Here is a 17,661-nt window from a genome sequence, read left to right as displayed (position 1 = left end):
TCAAGTTAAAACTACTCAGGAGAAGTTACACCAACCAATCGAATTGGATTTATTGAATAACCATCTGCCGAGTTGGTTTCATCCACCAGCATATCAACAAGATCGAGCATTGGGATAAAATAGTTTGTTGGGTCAAAACAACCCAACATTACTTTGCAAATGAACTCTTTTAATTTTTAGCCGAATGAACATTTTTTTGTTTCATCAACAATCAAATTTGCTTTTTCCCCCTTATGCTCATTTTGAAAAAAATGATGTGAATTTCTTTTTTCACATTGGCTTTTCAAAAAAGATTCAATACTTGGGAAGAATACTCCCGGAACATCAGACTCCAAGGAATGATCTGCGTCTTCAAACACGATATATTGATTGTTAGGGATTCTGTTCGCCATGAATTCAGAATGTTTCTTATCGGTAATCCAGTCTTCTTCGCCTACCAAAATGAGCGTTTTACAGGTTATTTCATGCAAGCGATCTTCATAATTAAATGTACGTAAAAATCCACCAAAACCCTGGTTTAAAGGCTCATGTGCAAAAACATAATCTGGAGCTGGTCGATTTACAGGAAGATTATGTCTTTTCCTCCAAGAATACATAGAATCCATGACATCAAAAAAATTATCCAGCTCTTCATCGCTTTTAAAGGTCCCCTCCCATAAGTGCTCACAAGCTTTTTGTTGAGCCAGAGATCCTCTTTTTTCCACATTAAGACGCGCTGTTTCAAGGTTTCTAAAGCTTGGAGAACCAGCTGCCAGGATAAGACTTGAAACATATTTTGGATAGGCCAGAGTATATCCTAGAGCGCACATCGCTCCATAGGATTTACCCAATAGAACTATTTTTTCCAGATTAAGGGATTTACGAATTTCATCCACATCCCGAATATAATTGTCCATAGTATAGGATGCAGGGTCTTGCTTATCACTTAATCCACATCCTCTGGGATCAATGAATACTATATTGCCCGTTGTACTTAAGCATTCATAATCCTTGTAGTGAGAATGATTGGCACCAGGGCCGCCAGGAAGCATAAAAACGTAGGGCATTTTGTCGAGATTAGCTTCGTTTTCACAGACTATACGGATATGCAATCTGGTCTCAGGTGCATTATCTCGTTTAGGGATATCAATAAATAAATCCTTAATCCACATCTAGTTCTCCTGATTAAAATATAATTTTTTGCATCGCCTTAGCCTTTTCTGAAGTGCAAAGGCGCAAACAATTCTATATGTGTATTCTATGTTGACTCTTAAAAGTCATTCATAAGTGAATATGACTATACTACGAATTGATTTAATAGTTACTTTTTAGATATGAAACAATTGGAATTTTAAAAAAACGAGCTTTTCTGATCCCGGCAAATTTCAAATACAAAGCAGGTTCCTATGAAAACAACACTAATTACCAGAGCCAATAGAGGTCTTGGTTTGTAGTTTGCTCGACAACTTAAAGATAAAGGTGTTCATCTAATGCAGCTATGGATCAGTTTTCTTAATGCAAAACTCCCAAGCCTACAATGCCAGCAATAATCAGGTAAATAGCGACAATATAATTTAATAGTCGTGGTAAAAGCAGGATTAAAACTCCAGCAATTATTGAAATAATAGGGGTAAGCTGAATAGAAAGCATTTTTTTCTCCTCCTTGAACTCCATATAATGAGTATAGTCCAGCAATTTCAGGACATTGCTCGTCTTATTGATAGGACACTGCTTCAAGTATAGGTCTTGGTTTCAAATGGACATCAAGTTTTAATTTGACTTGGCTATCTCATTGTAAAATAATCCAATACCATCGATTTATTCCACCCTGCCCCTTGTTGAGTGAAATAAGCTAAGGAGAGTTATGATTGTTATCTTTGTCCATGGTTGGAGTGTCACACATACCAATACTTATGGGGAGCTTCCTCAATGGCTTGAACGTCAGAGCAAAGATGGAACGTTGGATATTCAAGTGGGTAATATCTATCTTGGACGTTATATCAGCTTTAACGATACAGTAACAGTCGACGATATAGCACGTGCATTCGATCATGCAATACGTGATGAAATTGCCGATAAGCTGCGACAAGGGGAGCGTTTTGCTTGCATCACCCACTCTACCGGTGGCCCTGTTGTCCGCAAATGGATGGATTTATACTTTAAGAATAATCTTGCAAAATGCCCCTTGAGCCATCTTATCATGTTGGCTCCCGCCAACCATGGTTCTGCGCTTGCCCAACTCGGTAAATCCAGACTAGGTCGTATAAAAAGCTTTTTTGAAGGTATTGAACCGGGGCAGCATGTACTTGATTGGCTTGAGCTTGGGAGTGATATGAGCTGGCAACTTAATGAAAGTTGGCTTGATTACGATTGCACTGCTCATGGAATCTATTGCTTTGTGCTTACAGGACAGAAGATTGATCGCCAACTTTATGATGCGCTTAATTCCTACACCGGCGAAGCCGGATCGGATGGAGTGGTACGAGTAGCTGCTGCAAATATGAATTACAGTCTATTAAAGTTACATCAAGAGGGAAATAATGGAGAAAGTCTTGTGGTTGCCAAAATGAGACGGGCACGGCCAATGGCTTTCGGAGTTCTTCCTGGATCTTCGCATTCCGGTAAAAATATGGGAATTATTCGCAGTATTACTATGGCCAATGCTGCCACTCATCCTACGGCGATATGGGTCTTAAAATGCCTGCAAGTAAAAAATCGTGACACCTATAATACATTGGCAAAAAAACTCGATAAGCTTACTGAAGAAACGCAAAAAAATGAGCATACAGAACTAGTGAAGACGCTAATTTATAAGCGCGAGTATATCACCAATCGCTACTCCATGATTATATTCCGACTCATTGATGACCGAGGCAATCATCTTGATGATTATGATCTTTATCTCACTGCAGGCCCCCAATATAGTGAGGATGCGCTTCCTGTAGGTTTCTTCGCAGACCGCCAGCGAAACCAGCGTGATCGGGGAAAACTGACCTATTTTCTTGACTACGATATCATGGAGGCCGGGATCAATACGCCAAAAATGCAAGGTAATCTGGGGTTTCGAATTAAGGCACACCCTGAAGCCAGCAGCCAAGCCCTTGCCTATTACAGATTACTGGATTTTCATTCTTCGCTCGCTGACATGCACAAAATTCTTCATCCGAATGAAACAGTCATGGTCGAAATCATGCTTCAACGACGAATAGATAGGGCTATCTCCCGTATCACTAACAACCTCACTCCGGCAAAAATCAGTGCGAAACCAACTGGCAAAATTGTAAAGTGACATTTAACGTTTCAGTGACACAATCCATTATCTTTTGGAATGCAAGAGCGAAAAAATTAATTATGGAGCATATCCTTGAGTTATTAAATAATGCGTATTTTGGGTCTTTATATCGATTTTCTATGGTTTCGCTGGCTTCTAAGTTTCGGTGATCATGGCTATTGATTGCTAATTTGTATTATTCAAGAATTAAATAGGAAAAAAAGCAAGGCCTTCCCCAATGACAATCTTACGATATCATACTTCCAACAACTGCAATGGCTCCCAGAGTGACAATACTCAGATTCAAAAAATTGTCGCATGCAGTTTGCGAATGCCTGTTTTGGGGTCTAAAAAAAGTAATATCCTTGCTCTGGCGCTCAGTAAATGATTCAACTATTTTCATATCTCTTTTTAAAATATCTTCTGTCCACTTATTTATGTGCTCCATGGTCACTGTATGTGGGCTAGCTTTGAATACAATAAGTTGAATCAGTTCAATAGGAAGAAGGGGCAGAGAATCGAGGCGATTGCTTGCCAATGCAAACAAAGTAACCTTGAGTTGATTTATGAAGTTTTTCCTTTGCTGCACCATGTCACTTTCAATATAAATAGACTCCTTTTTTTTGCGTTGTATTGTAATCTCTAATCCCGTTTTAAATTCCTCTTTTGTGAAATATTGCATTAATGGTTTTCCCTTAATATTTTTGTCGTGAGAGGCAACAGGAAAGGTAACCCTATAATCAATATGGATTGAACTTTTGGGGTTTAGGGTAGGCCATCCAGAGGATTGTCGAACAGAGTTTGAAAGCCGACCAACTACAAACTCTCCAAATAGATGACGACCGATTAATCGATTTAAACTATCCTCACTCGCATTATCGTCAAGAGTACCAATAACAATTCCATTAAATTTAATTGTAAACATAATAAATCTCTATTAATCACTGTTCTGATTTAAAATTCAGAGCAAAAATTTCAACTCATTCAAACCTATTTGTCAACAGTGTGTTTAATTTAGGTCCTTTGCTTGGACTTAATACTTATTTTAAGGGCAAGTTCCTGTGTTCTGTGACTCATCAAGAGCCGTGCGCAGGGGCACGCATTGCCTTTTGCTTTTTTATTCAGATAGGAAAAAATAGATAACCAAAGCTTGATTACGTTGATAGGAGAACGTTTGAATTAAATTTAAAAAACTCGGTCAAAAATATGGGTAGGAAAAATAACCGTTGAAAGCATGAAACGTATTGCTGTTCATTATATGAATAAAAATTTTAGTCCCTAGTGTATTAATTACTTTTATCAGACTGCCCCTCCCCTTGTTGGATGCCTTTCTCAAAATTATCCTTCTCAATTTGATTCGCATGATCAAGTTTTTGTTTTGTTTGCTCAAGAATATTATTGGTTTGAGCTTTATTAGGTACCTCAGAGACTTCATCACTGAAGGCGGAATTGGCCATTGAAATTAAAGTGAATAAAAATGCTAGTGAACAACGACTCATTGCCTTACTCCAAATAAAAGCTTTATTAAAAATTATAGAAATTAAACCTGGTTTTACAACATGAAACAGAAGTGCGAACGTTAACAGGATAAGCAAAATCAACCCCACTAACACGTACAATACCAGGGCAAAATAATGGAGTTGAGTTATTGAAATTACTGGGGTTTTTTGCATTTTTGTAACAATTAAGATAGGATGGCCTAGGTATGTTTGCAGCTTAAAATTTTTGTAAGCATTACTCTTGGAAACTTATTTTAGGGATTAATGAACAACTGGACTATCTATTCAACTCAACTTACCTCCATCCCCATTCATTTTCTGGGTTTTTTTCTGATTTCTTTATTTTGCTGTTTGAAAAAAGTCGTGTTCTTTAGCACATCAACCAGTTTGTTATATGAGATTGCTTGTCTTACCCCCCTGTTTTTTATGAACCGTTTTTAGTATAGGAGAACTAATGAATAAGAATTCTGTTGTACTGCTGTTATCAGCCAGTCTTACAACCAGTAGTGCGCTCGCAGGCACTATGGGGCCTATAACGCAACATCCTGCTTGGGCTTGGGTAGGCACGGTCAGTGTAGGTCCAGTTTGGGAAGATGGTGGCAAAACGCAAACCTTTTATCTGGCACCAGATATAGAAAAGACCTACGCAGCGACTAAATCCACGAACACTTTATTCGATGGTGAGGTTTTTTTGGGTCTGCAAAAGTGGCTGTCACAAACCCTGCAAGGTCAATTGGGCGTGGCCGTTGCAGCAACCAGTAATGCAAAACTTTCTGGGCATATATGGGATGATGCGGACCCTGAGTTTGATAATTTTACCTATGAATATAAAATTCAGCACACTCATGTAGCCGTAAAAGGTAAACTCTTGGCCGACATGGGCTATTGGCTTATTCCATGGGTAAGTGGCAGTATCGGTGTTGGTTTCAACGATGCCCATGCATTTCATAATACACCCTTGATTTTTGAAGCACTGCCTAATCCAAATTTTGCATCCCACACTGAAACAGCGTTCAGCTATACGGTAGGTGCTGGCGTGCAAAAGGCATTAACATCCCATTGGCAGGTTGGGGTGGGCTATGAATTTTCTGATTGGGGTAAAAGCAGTCTTGGCCGTGCCGAGGAGCAAACCGAAAACAGCGGGCTGACACTAAATCATCTCTATACCAATGGTGTTTTATTCAACCTCACCTACATCGCATAAGGACACAACCATGAAATTAGCACATTTAATGCCACAATTGGGCATCGGTTTCAGTACTTGTTGTTTTATCAGTGCAGTGCAGGCAGGAATTCCTGTCTGGAGTTTTACACCAGATGTCAATCATCCACCTAAAGCAACAGTGGCCTCAACAGCCACTGTTGAGGTACAGTACACTGTAACCAATAATTCACGAAAGCCTCATAACCTGGTTATCAAGTCACAAACAGGGGTAAGTCAAAACGGTCCTTGTCTGCTTGGTCCCAAAGGCTCTCCAAATCCTACCTGCCTGCTGTCATTAACCATTAACGGCAGTGCACTGCCTACCAGCGGACTCTCTGGAGGACCTATTCTGTGTCAAGCTAATCCTGATGGGACACCTAATTCCAATGAGTGTTATAGCCCGAGTAAAGCAGATAGTTTAGCCATTACTGTGGCACAAGAGTTAAGTGCGAGTACGGCGAATTTAGCACTCAGCATCAAGGGACTTACCTTAAATGGACAACCTTCAGGACAGTCCCGAGTGATTACCATCACCAACAACGGGGATGCTCCTACAACCGGATTATCCATTAGTTATCCCACATGGCCAGCGGGAACTACAGTAGACACAACCTCTTCCACCGCCTGCACCAACGGCACTGTTCTTCCAGCTGGTGGTTCGTGCACGATTACCGTGGTTCCTGGCACCACAGCCACCTCAGGAGCAGGCAATGCGGCATGTACTACGGGAATTGCGCCAATACCTGGTGTGATCTCGGTCACTGCAAATAATGCACTCCAAACCTCAGTGAATGTAGAAGTTCTGGGTTATGGCTGTATTTATCAAGGGGGATATATTTTTGCCATGACAGAAACGGCGAATCGATCTCAGAGCATTGGCGGCAAGGTGGTTTCTTTAGTCGATCAGGAACCGGTACCTCCTGGCATTGTTTATAGCTCAAATGGGGGTACAGGTCATGGGACTTATCCCTTTGATCCCCAGGATGTAAGTTACGACGTAATCCCTGGAGTTGATAATACGTCGACTCCATTGAGTCCGTCGCCCACTTTTTCTGAGTTTCAAACCGCTTTTGCGGCAACGTATACCAATACGGACCCATTTACCGCTTCGTCATTTAGAGCATGCCAGGGAAATGCCGATGGTCAGTGTAATACGGACAACCTGCTAACCTTCTATAATACATTCATAACTCACTATAACGATTTTGGAGCCCCGCGATTCACAGCCACTCCTGGACCAACCCCATTAACCTATTACGCTGCAGGACTCTGTGCGCAGACAATCAATGGTTATGCAGACTGGTATCTACCGGCGATTTGTGAGATGGGTCCCGAATCCAATGGTTCTGGTTGTGTTACTGGCACGCAAAACATCATCGATGATTTACCTGCTTTAATTGGTATTGCTTCTAGCCCAACTCCAAGCACCTCCTGCGCTCTGGGTGCAAACTGCCTTACAAACCGCTATTATAGCTCTACTGAGGACTCCACCTTTAAACAATTCAACGCGTGGTCCCAAATCTTTGACAGCGGAGCCAGTTTTCAGAGTACTGGTGTTAAGTATTACATGTTAGGAGTACGATGTACTCGGGCTTTTAACTAGAGCAAGTTAAATTTTATGGGTTATCAGACGATAACCCATAAATTGCTCCCTCAAAAACACTTTTTGAAAACCCTTTTAATTCTTCACCACCTATCCCAGACGAACATGAAATGCTCCCTCTATAAACCAAGAATAACTCATGCAAAGAGGTTGCTATTTATTATTGTTTAGAGCACACTTCGCTTCCATTTAGGCGGTAAGTACTCCATGAAAGAGAAACAATGCCTCAATTATTCTTATCTTTTTTCTGGCCCCCTCAATAAACCTGTAATTTTTATCACCAACGATCAAAAAAGTGAACGGGGGTCGAGTTTATATTTAGTTCATGAAAATGGAACTATTCGATGTTCTGGCTCCAATGAAGGTAAAAGAAAAGCAACTACATTTATCAGACCTTATCTAATTGGGTATATAACACCTAAGAAAAAAAATATGCTCTTCGATGAAGCCTCTATAGGGCTTTCTCCATTTGAGGCGCGTGCCAAAAGCTATCATGAACTATTGCAAATTGAAAAATGTGGATATGGCCATGAGGGAAATACCATAACGGAAATCCTCTCGTTTAAACATTTAATAACTCCCTATTTCACGCCACTGTCTTGGCAAGGCTCAGATAAAGGAGGTACCGATTGGGAGGTTGCGCGACAAGAAATACTCGATGCGTGGAACTATGTCAGCTTAAAGGATTACGATTTTCAAAATGAAGATCATTATTTAGACCAATCTGAGTTAAGAGTATCAGATATTTAATAGGATCAATTCAAGCTTATTGAGTTTATCCACGATCCAAACTGCCAGTTTTTATGGTGCTCAAACTGCAAGCCAACCTTTTTTATCACGGCCGAGGGTAAAAAAGGGGAGCAATGGATGAGGTTCGCAATGCTCCATGCTGGCTTGTTACCCTCCTCCTCTTCGTTACTTTCTAATGTCAGCTCTTCATCAATCTCCATAGAATCATCGCTCGCATCTATTAAATTTTTATGATTTTGCTTTAATACATCAATATCTTGTAGCTGGTTATAGTGTCTTGGCATGTGATTTTTTCCGAAAGTATTGATGCCATCATTGTAATAATTTAGTCGACTTAGTCAATAAAAAGGCAAAAAACAAGCACCATGCAAAAATGGTACTGTTCATTTAAAATGGAACTCGAATAAATCTTATCTACTGAAACGACCCTTTTCAAAAAAATAGGATAGTTGTAGAAATTAGATAAGTTGCCTGGGCAGGCAAACATATAGAACGTGCTATGGAAAGAATTAGGGAAAAAATAGCTTATACACTTCATCAATCCTACAGAGAAAAGAAAAACTAATTAATTTTAATAATGTAAATAAGTGGAGACCCGCATGTTTAGCAAGACCGACACCATAGAGTCAAAAAAAATTGGTAGCATAATTATATCCATTGAAGAAAATTACGTTACAATCAAAACAGAAAGACTCTCCCTGAGCTCCCTCAATCAATATGATACGCTTGAAATAACTAATCACTATAAATTACTCCTTGGCAAGGTTAATAATGTCCAAATGTTCCGAGATGGAAATCCATGGAATGAAGAAAGCGTAAAAAAATTTATCACCACGCAAACAAATAAATGGAATGAAGGCGATAGATTCGGTGTTTTTTCTGTTAATGATCTAAACTCTAATACTTTCATAGGAAGTTTGAATATTTATTATCCTTCTCCAGGATATGACAAAATAGGTCGTGGCCATGAGAATGTTGCAGAAATAGGTTATATTATTGATCATACCTCTTGGGGTAAAGGATATGGAACAGAAATGGCTATAATTGGAAAGAAATACATACAATATCTTGTCTCTCAGTCTAAAGAAAATCAAGGATCGCGACTACCTGATGAGATTGTTGCCACAGTACATCCTAATAATTTTGCCTCAGTAAAAATTTTGCAAAACACTTTAAAAAAGAAAGAAGATTCGCTTTTAAGTAAATTTGATTCGCAACCCAGGATATTGTTTTTTAAGCCCTTGAAAAAGGAGCAGGTAAAGAATCAAAAAGGGGAAATACAATCTGTTTCTTTACTAAATACAGCATCTGGATATCCGACTTTGTCGCGGAAAATCTCATGATCTGGTGAAGCAGGTAAATTGTTCAGGTGCTTGTCAGCTGCAGGTTCAAGAGGAAGCGTTTTAAGCGGGATATCCTATTGTACTGTGGCTTCATGCAGCTGAACACCACTACGCTTGCTGAGCTTCATGTTCATTGCAATATAAAATTTTAACCACATTGATTACTCGCATTACCATTTCATTTTCTATAGAATTGCCTCCCTATCAAAATGGGAAAATCATCTTAATTTTTTAGGAAAATTGATTATTATCAATAGATTCGCTCAAAAAAATACATCCGCTCAATACGATTAAATACAAAAAGGCACAAATTAATATTTTAAAAATAAGGCGTAGAAATGTTTGGACTGTTTTCTAAAGGAAAGAAAAAAACGAGCACGCAATTTGATCTTGAAGCTCAGCCACTAGTCACCAGAGAAAATGAACAGAAAAATAAGAAGGAAGATATTCAAGCGCTAATGGAGCATAAGCCTAATTATCTTGAAATAGAATCTTTTAGAAAAGCGGGTAGCAATTATGAAATTCTATTATTGGAGCTGGAATTTCGTCATAAAAATATAAATCATTGTATACAGTTTATTAAAAGGGAACCTAAATTAAACAACGATCAGAAATTAAACGGCCGTCAGAAATATGGTCTAATCAAGTTAGCAACTACTACTCTTGTAAGTGGGGCTTGTGGAGGAGGTTTTAGTTATTTGTTATATGATCTTGTTACTCGATTCATAAAAAGATCACAGCTTGAAGAGCGTTGGGAAAATTTAGTGGTGAGTGACACTGATGGTATTAGTTCTACATGCTATGGGTTAAATGGCAGCATTCTTAATTCTGACGATGGCTGTCAAGATTCGGATTTCTACCCGGCTGAGTGCATACAATTGCATGATGAATATTGTTCAGAAGCTATGCTCTACTACATTATTCCTGAAAGTATAGGCACAGGGTTTGTTGCAGTCATTTTGCTCTATTTGTTATTTCTTTTCTTATGTTTCCTTTGCCAGTTATTGAAATCCGGAAAACAAAGCATTATCTATGATAATTATCCAGTTGATCAACTTATGAGCAACGCCAACCTGTTACAACTTAAAAATTTTGCGGATAAGAATCATATTTTTATTACAAAGAAAATGACAAAGAAAGAGGTAATGACTCGACTAGAGCATCCTGTAGCTGGTGATGTGGCACTAATAAGATACTGTTTAGAAATAAAAAAACACGCCCATTATCTTTTCTATATAAGCAATAATTTAATAAAGATAAATGGGATCGAAATACCCTACGAAGTAGCAGAATTAATTTTTCTTCGCGCGACTGCAGATATAATGATTGCAGATACAGAGAAAGCAAAGAAAAACAAAGAAGCATTTGAAGTAGAAACTGGAAAAGGCAAGGGGAAAATCAAAAATAGCTCCTGTGAAATGGATCCTGATTTATCAAAATACAAAGAGGGCATAAAACTAAAAATGGATATTTTCGCAAGATTTTTTAACAGAGCAGAAGTCATTTCTGACGTTGATTCCAAAAATCACAACGTCATTGAGTCTAACATTTTACAAGTACTTAGATAAAACAGAAGCATCCCTTGAAGGAATTAGTTATTCATGCGAACAATAAATTTTTTTTGAGGGGATAAAAAAATCAGTCGGGGTTAATCATGAAGCGACTTGATGCAACGTAAGCAGCTGACTTAAATGAGTTCGTACTATTGGTTCTTGTTTCTACTATTTAAATGCTGGAGAATATTCACTGAAACGGTCATTTGAAGGAATAACCATGTCAGTGCCCCATCAACGTTATCTTGAAGAAGCGCTAAAGGAAGCACGCCAAAGCCTTGCTCAGGGTGGAATACCCATTGGTGCTGTACTTGTTTATCAAAACAAAATTATTGGGCGCGGACATAATCAACGGGTGCAAAAAGGAAGCACTATCTTACATGGTGAAATGGACGCATTAGAGAATGCGGGTAGACAACAGGCTAAAGTTTATGAGCAATCCATTTTATATACCACTCTTTCTCCTTGCGCCATGTGCAGCGGAGCCATTCTTCTTTATAAAATCCCTTATGTTGTGATTGGAGAAAATCAAACCTTTATGGGGGAAGAGTCGCTATTAACATCTCATGGTGTCAAACTTGAGGTCTTACAGAATAAAGAATGCATCACCATGATGCGGCATTTCATTACTCAAAATAGTAAGCTCTGGAGTGAGGATATAGGCGAATAATTGAGTTAAGAAACCATTTTAGGGATATTATTTTCCAGGACAAAGTCAGAGCCTCAAATTCTGTGGCTGTACACCTAGCCTATATGACTATTTAGGTCCCACCGTAGGTGACGCATCTTCCTTCGACCCACCAGGTTTTGATTGAGGTGGAGGGCGAAAATAAGAGGAGATAATACCAATCACCTCCTTCGGTAGCCTTTTTTCAAGTTCGCCGCCTTTCTGCGATTCTGCCCCAATGGCTAGTAACCCTATTTGCCTTTCTTGCTCTTCTCTTTTTCTCGTCTCGAAATTAATAGGTAATTGCTCGTAAATTTTCGTGAGTAGCCCTTGATCTAAAGCTTTTTCTGATAGGTCATCGCTGTTTTGCGTTAGCTCAATTTGCCTTAAACAAGTATTGTGCTGTTGAAGCGTCAGTGAAAGGCTCTCTAATACTTTATTGGTAATCTTATTTGCTCTTATATTCAGATACTCTAAGGAATCATTTGATTTCAAGGCGTCGATGATTACAAATAAACCTTCTTCACTGATTTGACTAGCGTGTATATCTAAAACACGAAGAGAAGTATTATTTTTTAGGAAATTGGCGATTAATACGGCACCCGCATCATCTATAACACTATTATTCGCTAGTATTGAAGTAATTTGATGCTCTGCTTGCAGACAAGGTAATAATTTTTCCACCTCCCTTCCACCAATATCCTCCGAATTAACAAGGCCGTAATATCCTAATTGCAAAGTGTTGCCCGTATTTAGAGACTCTAGGCGTGGGCCATGGGTATTACGTGTAGGAATTAAATCCGTGCCTGGGATCAGCCTGAACACTAAAGATGGGAGTTCTTTTTTAATGGCACTCTCTAACTTGGACAGCATATTAACTCCTTTTTATATGCTTTTATAAATTATAGCCAAAAATGAACAAAAATTAACCTTATCCACGATGTTTTAGTGTTCAGCTTGTGTTTTATTTTAATAATTACTTAACTCCTTTTATTTATTATTATTCAATTCTGTTTTTATTTTTAGATACCCTATGACTAACAAAGATATCGCAGGAAAAGCTGTAAAATATGCTAGAGAAATTATTTTGGAAGGGACAACTCAGCCTGCCAATAACATGTATAGTGACATCCGAAAAAAAGCAATTAGTGAGGTGATGTTTGAATTTCGTATTTTGGCAATGCGGGACCCTAAATTTTCTTTGGAATTTGATAGTAATGCCCAACAATTTTATCAACGTATTCAACTTTGTAAGAAATTCTCAGTTGGAAATTGTTATGAATATGCGTTACTTGCTTTAGATTATGTTATTAATCATGAGCCTCATGTTTCTGCAGAAGTTTTTTATATAAAAGGTGGTGATCATTGCTTTCTAGTTATCGGAAGAAAAGCTGGTAGCAATCCCCTGGATCCCACAACATGGGGTGAAGAGGCTTATATCTGCGACCCTTCTGAAAATGAGGCATACCCTGCCGTAAAATATTTATCGCGGCTTAAAAACTATTATAAGGTAGATGATAATAATGGAGAAACATTCACCAATTTTTCAGAGAATTTTAACAAAGACAAACATCGACTCGCCACTATCCCTAATCTAAATACCGATTACTTTAGGAATTACAATTCTGAAGAGCATTTAAGCAAATTATTTATGCGTTTTAGAGAAAAATATGCAGTTATTCTCTCTGTTGCAGAAAAAATGAAACACGATTTTGAGCGAATTGCTGGGCGATTAGTCCTTAAATACGGGGCAACCGATGCAAAATTTTTGATCCTTTCATCACAATTAGCTCATTTAACCTCTTTAATTGAAGACATGAAAAATGGCCTTATTGCCCCTTATGTCAGAGAAAGTTATGGTGAAATGAAAGCAAAGCTTGATGAAAAACTCATATACGCTATCAATGTTTTGGATGAAATCACTAAGGATATAAATAAAGAAAATTTAACACTGGCAAAGTATAATAATGAATCCTCATGGCGAACTTCGTGCATGAAATTTTTCAATATTTTACCGCAAACGGTTCGTAAGACCCAAACAACATTAGAAACATCTCAAGATGAATGCCAACGAATAAAAGCTGAACTAAAAATAATATATTAATGACATTGAGTTATTCGTCCTCCAAATGAGCAAAAACAATATAAAACGGTGACTGATTTCTAGTAAGTCGCCTAGTCTGGGCAGATCGCTTTTCTATTTATAAAAATATTGTCCATTCATCCAACTATAGAAAAAGCATTAGATTTGGCTGATCTTGTAATGGATCAAGAAACAAAATTTAAGATACGGAACGTTTAATTGACAACTTCTGGTGCAATTTGAACTACTCTATGAGAAGGAATTTCATCATAAGGAGAACAAATGTTAACAGGCGCTTTTGCTTTTTTGGCCTTAGCAATTCTGATGGCCATTTACAGATATAAAGGAGCTAACCCTACGTTTATCCTTATAGCAAAAATCCTGCTTTATCTTTCTTTAACTGCTTTTGTGTTTCTATTAATTACGGATGTCATTAACTCTGCACCACCACTCCCGGAAGGTAAGAAAAATCTCCCCCTCTAGAGTGATGAGATATTACAAAAAGGTTTCTATTTACCATCCTTTCATGCGCTATGACAATCGGAACAACTTTGCTTTGAATTTATTCGACAATAACCAATGCCCCCTCATGTATTTTGTATACCAGGATGCACTAACCTGTTTGTTAATTCATTCAGAAGCATTACGGAGTTAAAGTGATTTTTTAGCCAACCGAGATAAAATATTTTTTGGAAGCAAAAGCCAATAATGGCCTTCATTTTTCATGTGCTCGCCTAGAAATGTTGCAAGCTTCCCTGAACCCCAATAAATATCACCACGCATAAACCCACGAATTGCACCACCCGTGTCTTGGGCAATCATAAGGCGCTGGAATTGTTTCTCATTCTCTTGATCTTCTTTATCAGGACGTTTGGTATCCAACCACAACGGAGCTCCCAGAGGAATCCATTTTTTATCTACAGCTAAAGAATAGCCTGGTGTAAGAGCCATCCCTTGAGCGCCAAGTGCCATGGGCTCTTTTAAATCTTCAAAAAAGACGAACGATTTATTTTTCTGAATAATCGTTTTTGCTTTTTCAGGATGTTTCTCCAAATAACGAATAATCGCTGCTTTGGATGCATTATGCCGGCTCATAATCCCTTTATTAATCATCACCTTGGCAATTGAGGTGTATGGAGCCCCATTTTCACCTGCATATCCCAAATAGATATTTTCACCATTAGGCAATTGAATCACGCCTGAACCTTCTATCTCTAAAAAGAGCCGCTCGGCAGGACTATGGATCCATGCAATCACAGGTGCCTTTTTCTTAAGAGCGCCATTATCAATTTGCTCCCGAGTATAGGAAGTAGAATATTTGCCTTTTGGCAGCCCATAAATTGGCGTATTGTATTTAGTACTTTTTGTTAAAGTACCTTTTATTTTAGGCATATAATAGCCTGTAAATAAGCCATGGACGGGTTTCTTTTGCGCAAATTCAATAGGATGGAACCATTTTTCAAAAAACTCTTTTGCTGAATCTTCTGAAACCGAATCCAGGGCTAAAGCGGCCTTACATGCTGGATGCCAATCACGGGCTTTTAATTTGATGTGTTGGGTACTAATCGGATGAGATGGTGATTGCTTCAAAAACGTCTCACACGACTTCTGAAATGCTAATAAAGATTTTTTTACATCAGCAGTATCCCAACCTGGCAACTCATCGAAAGATACTTTAGTCAAAGCAATATTTCTGCTTTTCATAATAACCTTTCTTGTAGTGTCCTTAGGCCGGGCGCTTTTCTTAGCAACCACTATTTTTTTAGTAGCATGCGCTATGGTTTTAGCACTCTGCGCTATTTTTTTAGCGCTTTGTTGTGCTATTTTTTCAGCCTTTTTATGTGAGGTATTATTTTTTGTCGTACCTTTTTTTACCTTTTCGGTTTTAATAACTACCTTTTTCGGAGTTAGTGGTTGCTCATGGACCTTCGCTTTCTTATAAAGCGACAATCCAAGCAAACCGAATGTAAGACAACTAATACCGATTATTATGTAAATTAATTTCCTACTCATAGTCGAGCAAGGTTTACATAAGATGAAATTAAAATCAACACTTTTTAGTGTTTTTTCTACAAAATTAGATCTTATTGCATAGTATTTGTTCTATTTTTATTAAAAAAATGCGGAAACGCCTGGGGATTCAGAAGGATATTTTTGCTCAAAAAGCGCCAAGAAGAGGCATTTTGACGCTTTGTAACCTATTTTTTATTCCCCTTATTTCGTGGGGTTCCTCTCCGCTTCAGGGCATGCATTGCTCGCGTCATAGACTCAATGGCTGGGATTTTCTGTCACCGTGGCAAACCAAAGATTAATACTCTCTACAAGGGTAGGATGGGCAAACATTACATCACGTAATTGCTGATAAGGCATACCCACCTCCATCGCCAATTGGATTACCCCAAGTATTTCACCCGCCTCAGCACAGAAGATGGATACACCTAAAATATGATCTGTTTTTGCATCAATAACCGCTTTTAAAAGACCCGTTGTTTCCCCCTGTGTTTTCGCCCTGGGAATCACCGCAGCGGGAATTTTTGCTATTTTTAAAGTATGGCCTTGAGCAAGCGCTTGAGTTTCTGTAAGACCAATGCGAGCCAGTTCTGGATCAAGAAATACTGTATAAGGAATAAGTCGTCCTTGAACTGAATGCTTATTTTGAGGGTGTTGCAGATTATGTTTTGCTAACCGATAATCATCTAAAGATAAATGCGTAAATTGAGCCCCACCCTTTACGTCTCCTAAAGCCCAAATGCCTTTAGCTGTAGTTTCTAGATAATCATTTACTTTAATAAATCCACGTTCATCAAGCTGAACCCCTGCTTTCTCTACATTTAATCCTGCCGTATTCGCTGTACGTCCAACAGCAATGAGTACGTCACTCCCACGAATCAACGCTGGCTCTCCATTCTGATTTACATCAACAAATACTTCGCCATGTTCTTCTCGAATACTATTAATTTTAGTATTAAGAGCAAAATGAATCCCTTCTTTAGTTAAAGTATTAAGAACTTGTTCCGCAATATCTCTATCTTCACGACCAAGAAACTTACTATCAGCCTCGATTACTGTAACCTCTGCCCCCAATCGTCGAAATAATTGAGCAAACTCCAAACCGATATAACCACCACCAACAATAAGCAAATGCTTCGGCACTTTATTGACATTCATTAGGCTGTCATTGGTATGATATTTTATTGTGTCGAGGCCTGGAATTGGCGGTATAAAAGGTAAGGCACCGGTATTAATAAAAATTTTGTCCGCGGTAATTTCCACTACTTTTTTACCATCACGTGGTGATGACAAAAGAACCTCAATTGTCTTCGGTCCAATGAAGTGTCCACGCCCCAACATCAGATCCATTCCTGAATCCAAAAATTGTTTTAAATTAGCCTCTCGCATTGCATGAACGACAGCATCTTTACGCGCTCGAATTGCTTTAAAATCTACGGGTGCAAGAGTAGCCTCAAGACCATAATCTGAGGATGAACGGCAATAATGTGCAATCTTTGCAGATTGTACGAGCGTTTTTGTAGGGATACACGCCACATTGATGCAAGTACCACCAATTTGGTTGTCTTCAACCATGGCAACCCGTTGCCCAGTTTTGGCTAGATCAACAGCCAGAGTTTTACCTCCTTTGCCACCACCTAAAACAATTACATCAAATTCTAATGCCATGATTATTCCCTAAATTATAATGAATTAATCC

17 protein-coding genes are annotated in these 17,661 nt (G+C 38.5%); 9 read left to right on the top strand and 8 right to left on the bottom strand.

The window, feature by feature from the left end; all coding sequences use genetic code 11:
* Window positions 1-176 precede the first annotated feature (176 nt).
* Both ACF8MK_RS08870 and ACF8MK_RS08865 read right to left on the bottom strand, forming a co-directional pair.
* Window positions 177-1,151 (bottom strand): alpha/beta fold hydrolase, encoded by a 975-nt coding sequence (locus tag ACF8MK_RS08870; protein WP_392536350.1) that lies wholly within the window; start codon window positions 1,149-1,151, stop codon window positions 177-179.
* 340 nt (window positions 1,152-1,491) lie between these two features.
* A complete protein-coding gene (locus ACF8MK_RS08865; RefSeq protein WP_081776877.1) occupies window positions 1,492-1,629 on the bottom strand; it encodes a DUF3096 domain-containing protein in 138 nt (45 codons plus the stop codon).
* A gap of 214 nt (window positions 1,630-1,843) precedes the next feature.
* Between ACF8MK_RS08865 and plaB the strand changes: the two genes are divergently transcribed.
* Window positions 1,844-3,268 carry a phospholipase PlaB gene (gene plaB / locus ACF8MK_RS08860; RefSeq protein WP_392536349.1) on the top strand — a complete coding sequence of 475 codons (1,425 nt, stop codon included), beginning with the start codon at window positions 1,844-1,846 and terminating at the stop codon, window positions 3,266-3,268.
* Window positions 3,269-3,497: 229 nt separating this feature from the next.
* Here the strand turns inward: plaB and ACF8MK_RS08855 are convergent, their stop codons facing one another.
* Both ACF8MK_RS08855 and ACF8MK_RS08850 read right to left on the bottom strand, forming a co-directional pair.
* Window positions 3,498-4,175 (bottom strand): hypothetical protein, encoded by a 678-nt coding sequence (locus ACF8MK_RS08855; protein ID WP_392536348.1) that lies wholly within the window; start codon window positions 4,173-4,175, stop codon window positions 3,498-3,500.
* A gap of 361 nt (window positions 4,176-4,536) precedes the next feature.
* Window positions 4,537-4,749, bottom strand: a complete 213-nt coding sequence (locus tag ACF8MK_RS08850; protein ID WP_392536347.1) for a hypothetical protein — start codon at window positions 4,747-4,749, stop codon at window positions 4,537-4,539.
* A gap of 454 nt (window positions 4,750-5,203) precedes the next feature.
* Between ACF8MK_RS08850 and ACF8MK_RS08845 the strand changes: the two genes are divergently transcribed.
* The 3 genes from ACF8MK_RS08845 (at window position 5,204) to ACF8MK_RS08835 (ending at window position 8,306) form a co-directional block, all read left to right on the top strand.
* Complete coding sequence (locus tag ACF8MK_RS08845; RefSeq protein WP_265703438.1) at window positions 5,204-5,953, top strand: outer membrane protein; 750 nt, start codon at window positions 5,204-5,206, stop codon at window positions 5,951-5,953.
* 10 nt (window positions 5,954-5,963) lie between these two features.
* Complete coding sequence (locus tag ACF8MK_RS08840) at window positions 5,964-7,556, top strand: hypothetical protein (RefSeq protein ID WP_392536346.1); 1,593 nt, start codon at window positions 5,964-5,966, stop codon at window positions 7,554-7,556.
* Between the two features lie 207 nt (window positions 7,557-7,763).
* Window positions 7,764-8,306, top strand: a complete 543-nt coding sequence (locus ACF8MK_RS08835) for a hypothetical protein (protein ID WP_392536345.1) — start codon at window positions 7,764-7,766, stop codon at window positions 8,304-8,306.
* Between the two features lie 5 nt (window positions 8,307-8,311).
* On the opposite strand, the gene ACF8MK_RS08830 is transcribed toward ACF8MK_RS08835, so the two are convergent.
* The gene (locus ACF8MK_RS08830) at window positions 8,312-8,590 is read right to left on the bottom strand and encodes a hypothetical protein (protein ID WP_392536344.1); all 279 of its coding nucleotides are present in this window, start codon (window positions 8,588-8,590) and stop codon (window positions 8,312-8,314) included.
* 315 nt (window positions 8,591-8,905) lie between these two features.
* Here ACF8MK_RS08830 and ACF8MK_RS08825 point away from each other — a divergent pair, with 315 nt between their 5' ends.
* The 3 genes from ACF8MK_RS08825 to ACF8MK_RS08815 all read left to right on the top strand — a co-directional run bounded on the left by ACF8MK_RS08825 (window position 8,906) and on the right by ACF8MK_RS08815 (window position 11,872).
* On the top strand, window positions 8,906-9,649 hold the full coding sequence (locus tag ACF8MK_RS08825; RefSeq protein ID WP_392536343.1) for a GNAT family N-acetyltransferase: 744 nt from the start codon (window positions 8,906-8,908) through the stop codon (window positions 9,647-9,649).
* A 338-nt stretch (window positions 9,650-9,987) separates the two neighbouring features.
* A complete protein-coding gene (locus tag ACF8MK_RS08820) occupies window positions 9,988-11,217 on the top strand; it encodes a hypothetical protein (protein WP_392536342.1) in 1,230 nt (409 codons plus the stop codon).
* A 205-nt stretch (window positions 11,218-11,422) separates the two neighbouring features.
* Window positions 11,423-11,872, top strand: coding sequence for a nucleoside deaminase (locus tag ACF8MK_RS08815; protein ID WP_392536341.1), 450 nt, complete (start codon window positions 11,423-11,425; stop codon window positions 11,870-11,872).
* Between the two features lie 87 nt (window positions 11,873-11,959).
* Here the strand turns inward: ACF8MK_RS08815 and ACF8MK_RS08810 are convergent, their stop codons facing one another.
* Window positions 11,960-12,742 (bottom strand): hypothetical protein, encoded by a 783-nt coding sequence (locus tag ACF8MK_RS08810; protein WP_392536340.1) that lies wholly within the window; start codon window positions 12,740-12,742, stop codon window positions 11,960-11,962.
* A gap of 160 nt (window positions 12,743-12,902) precedes the next feature.
* Between ACF8MK_RS08810 and ACF8MK_RS08805 the strand changes: the two genes are divergently transcribed.
* Both ACF8MK_RS08805 and ACF8MK_RS08800 read left to right on the top strand, forming a co-directional pair.
* A complete protein-coding gene (locus tag ACF8MK_RS08805) occupies window positions 12,903-13,973 on the top strand; it encodes a hypothetical protein (protein ID WP_392536339.1) in 1,071 nt (356 codons plus the stop codon).
* Between the two features lie 261 nt (window positions 13,974-14,234).
* The gene (locus ACF8MK_RS08800; protein ID WP_392536338.1) at window positions 14,235-14,435 is read left to right on the top strand and encodes a DUF1328 domain-containing protein; all 201 of its coding nucleotides are present in this window, start codon (window positions 14,235-14,237) and stop codon (window positions 14,433-14,435) included.
* A gap of 168 nt (window positions 14,436-14,603) precedes the next feature.
* Here ACF8MK_RS08800 and ACF8MK_RS08795 read toward each other — a convergent pair whose 3' ends face one another.
* On the bottom strand, window positions 14,604-15,902 hold the full coding sequence (locus tag ACF8MK_RS08795) for a murein transglycosylase A (RefSeq protein ID WP_392538945.1): 1,299 nt from the start codon (window positions 15,900-15,902) through the stop codon (window positions 14,604-14,606).
* Window positions 15,903-16,220: 318 nt separating this feature from the next.
* Entirely contained in the window at window positions 16,221-17,630 is a 1,410-nt protein-coding gene (locus ACF8MK_RS08790; RefSeq protein WP_392536337.1) for a mercuric reductase, read from the bottom strand.
* Between the last annotated feature and the right edge of the window lie 31 nt (window positions 17,631-17,661).

The sequence above is a fragment of the Legionella sp. 227 genome (assembly GCF_043161935.1).
Classification (GTDB): Bacteria; Pseudomonadota; Gammaproteobacteria; order Legionellales; family Legionellaceae; genus Legionella; species Legionella sheltonii.
The sequence above is the reverse complement of the archived record's forward strand: the minus strand, read 5'-3'. Positions and strand labels throughout refer to the sequence as shown.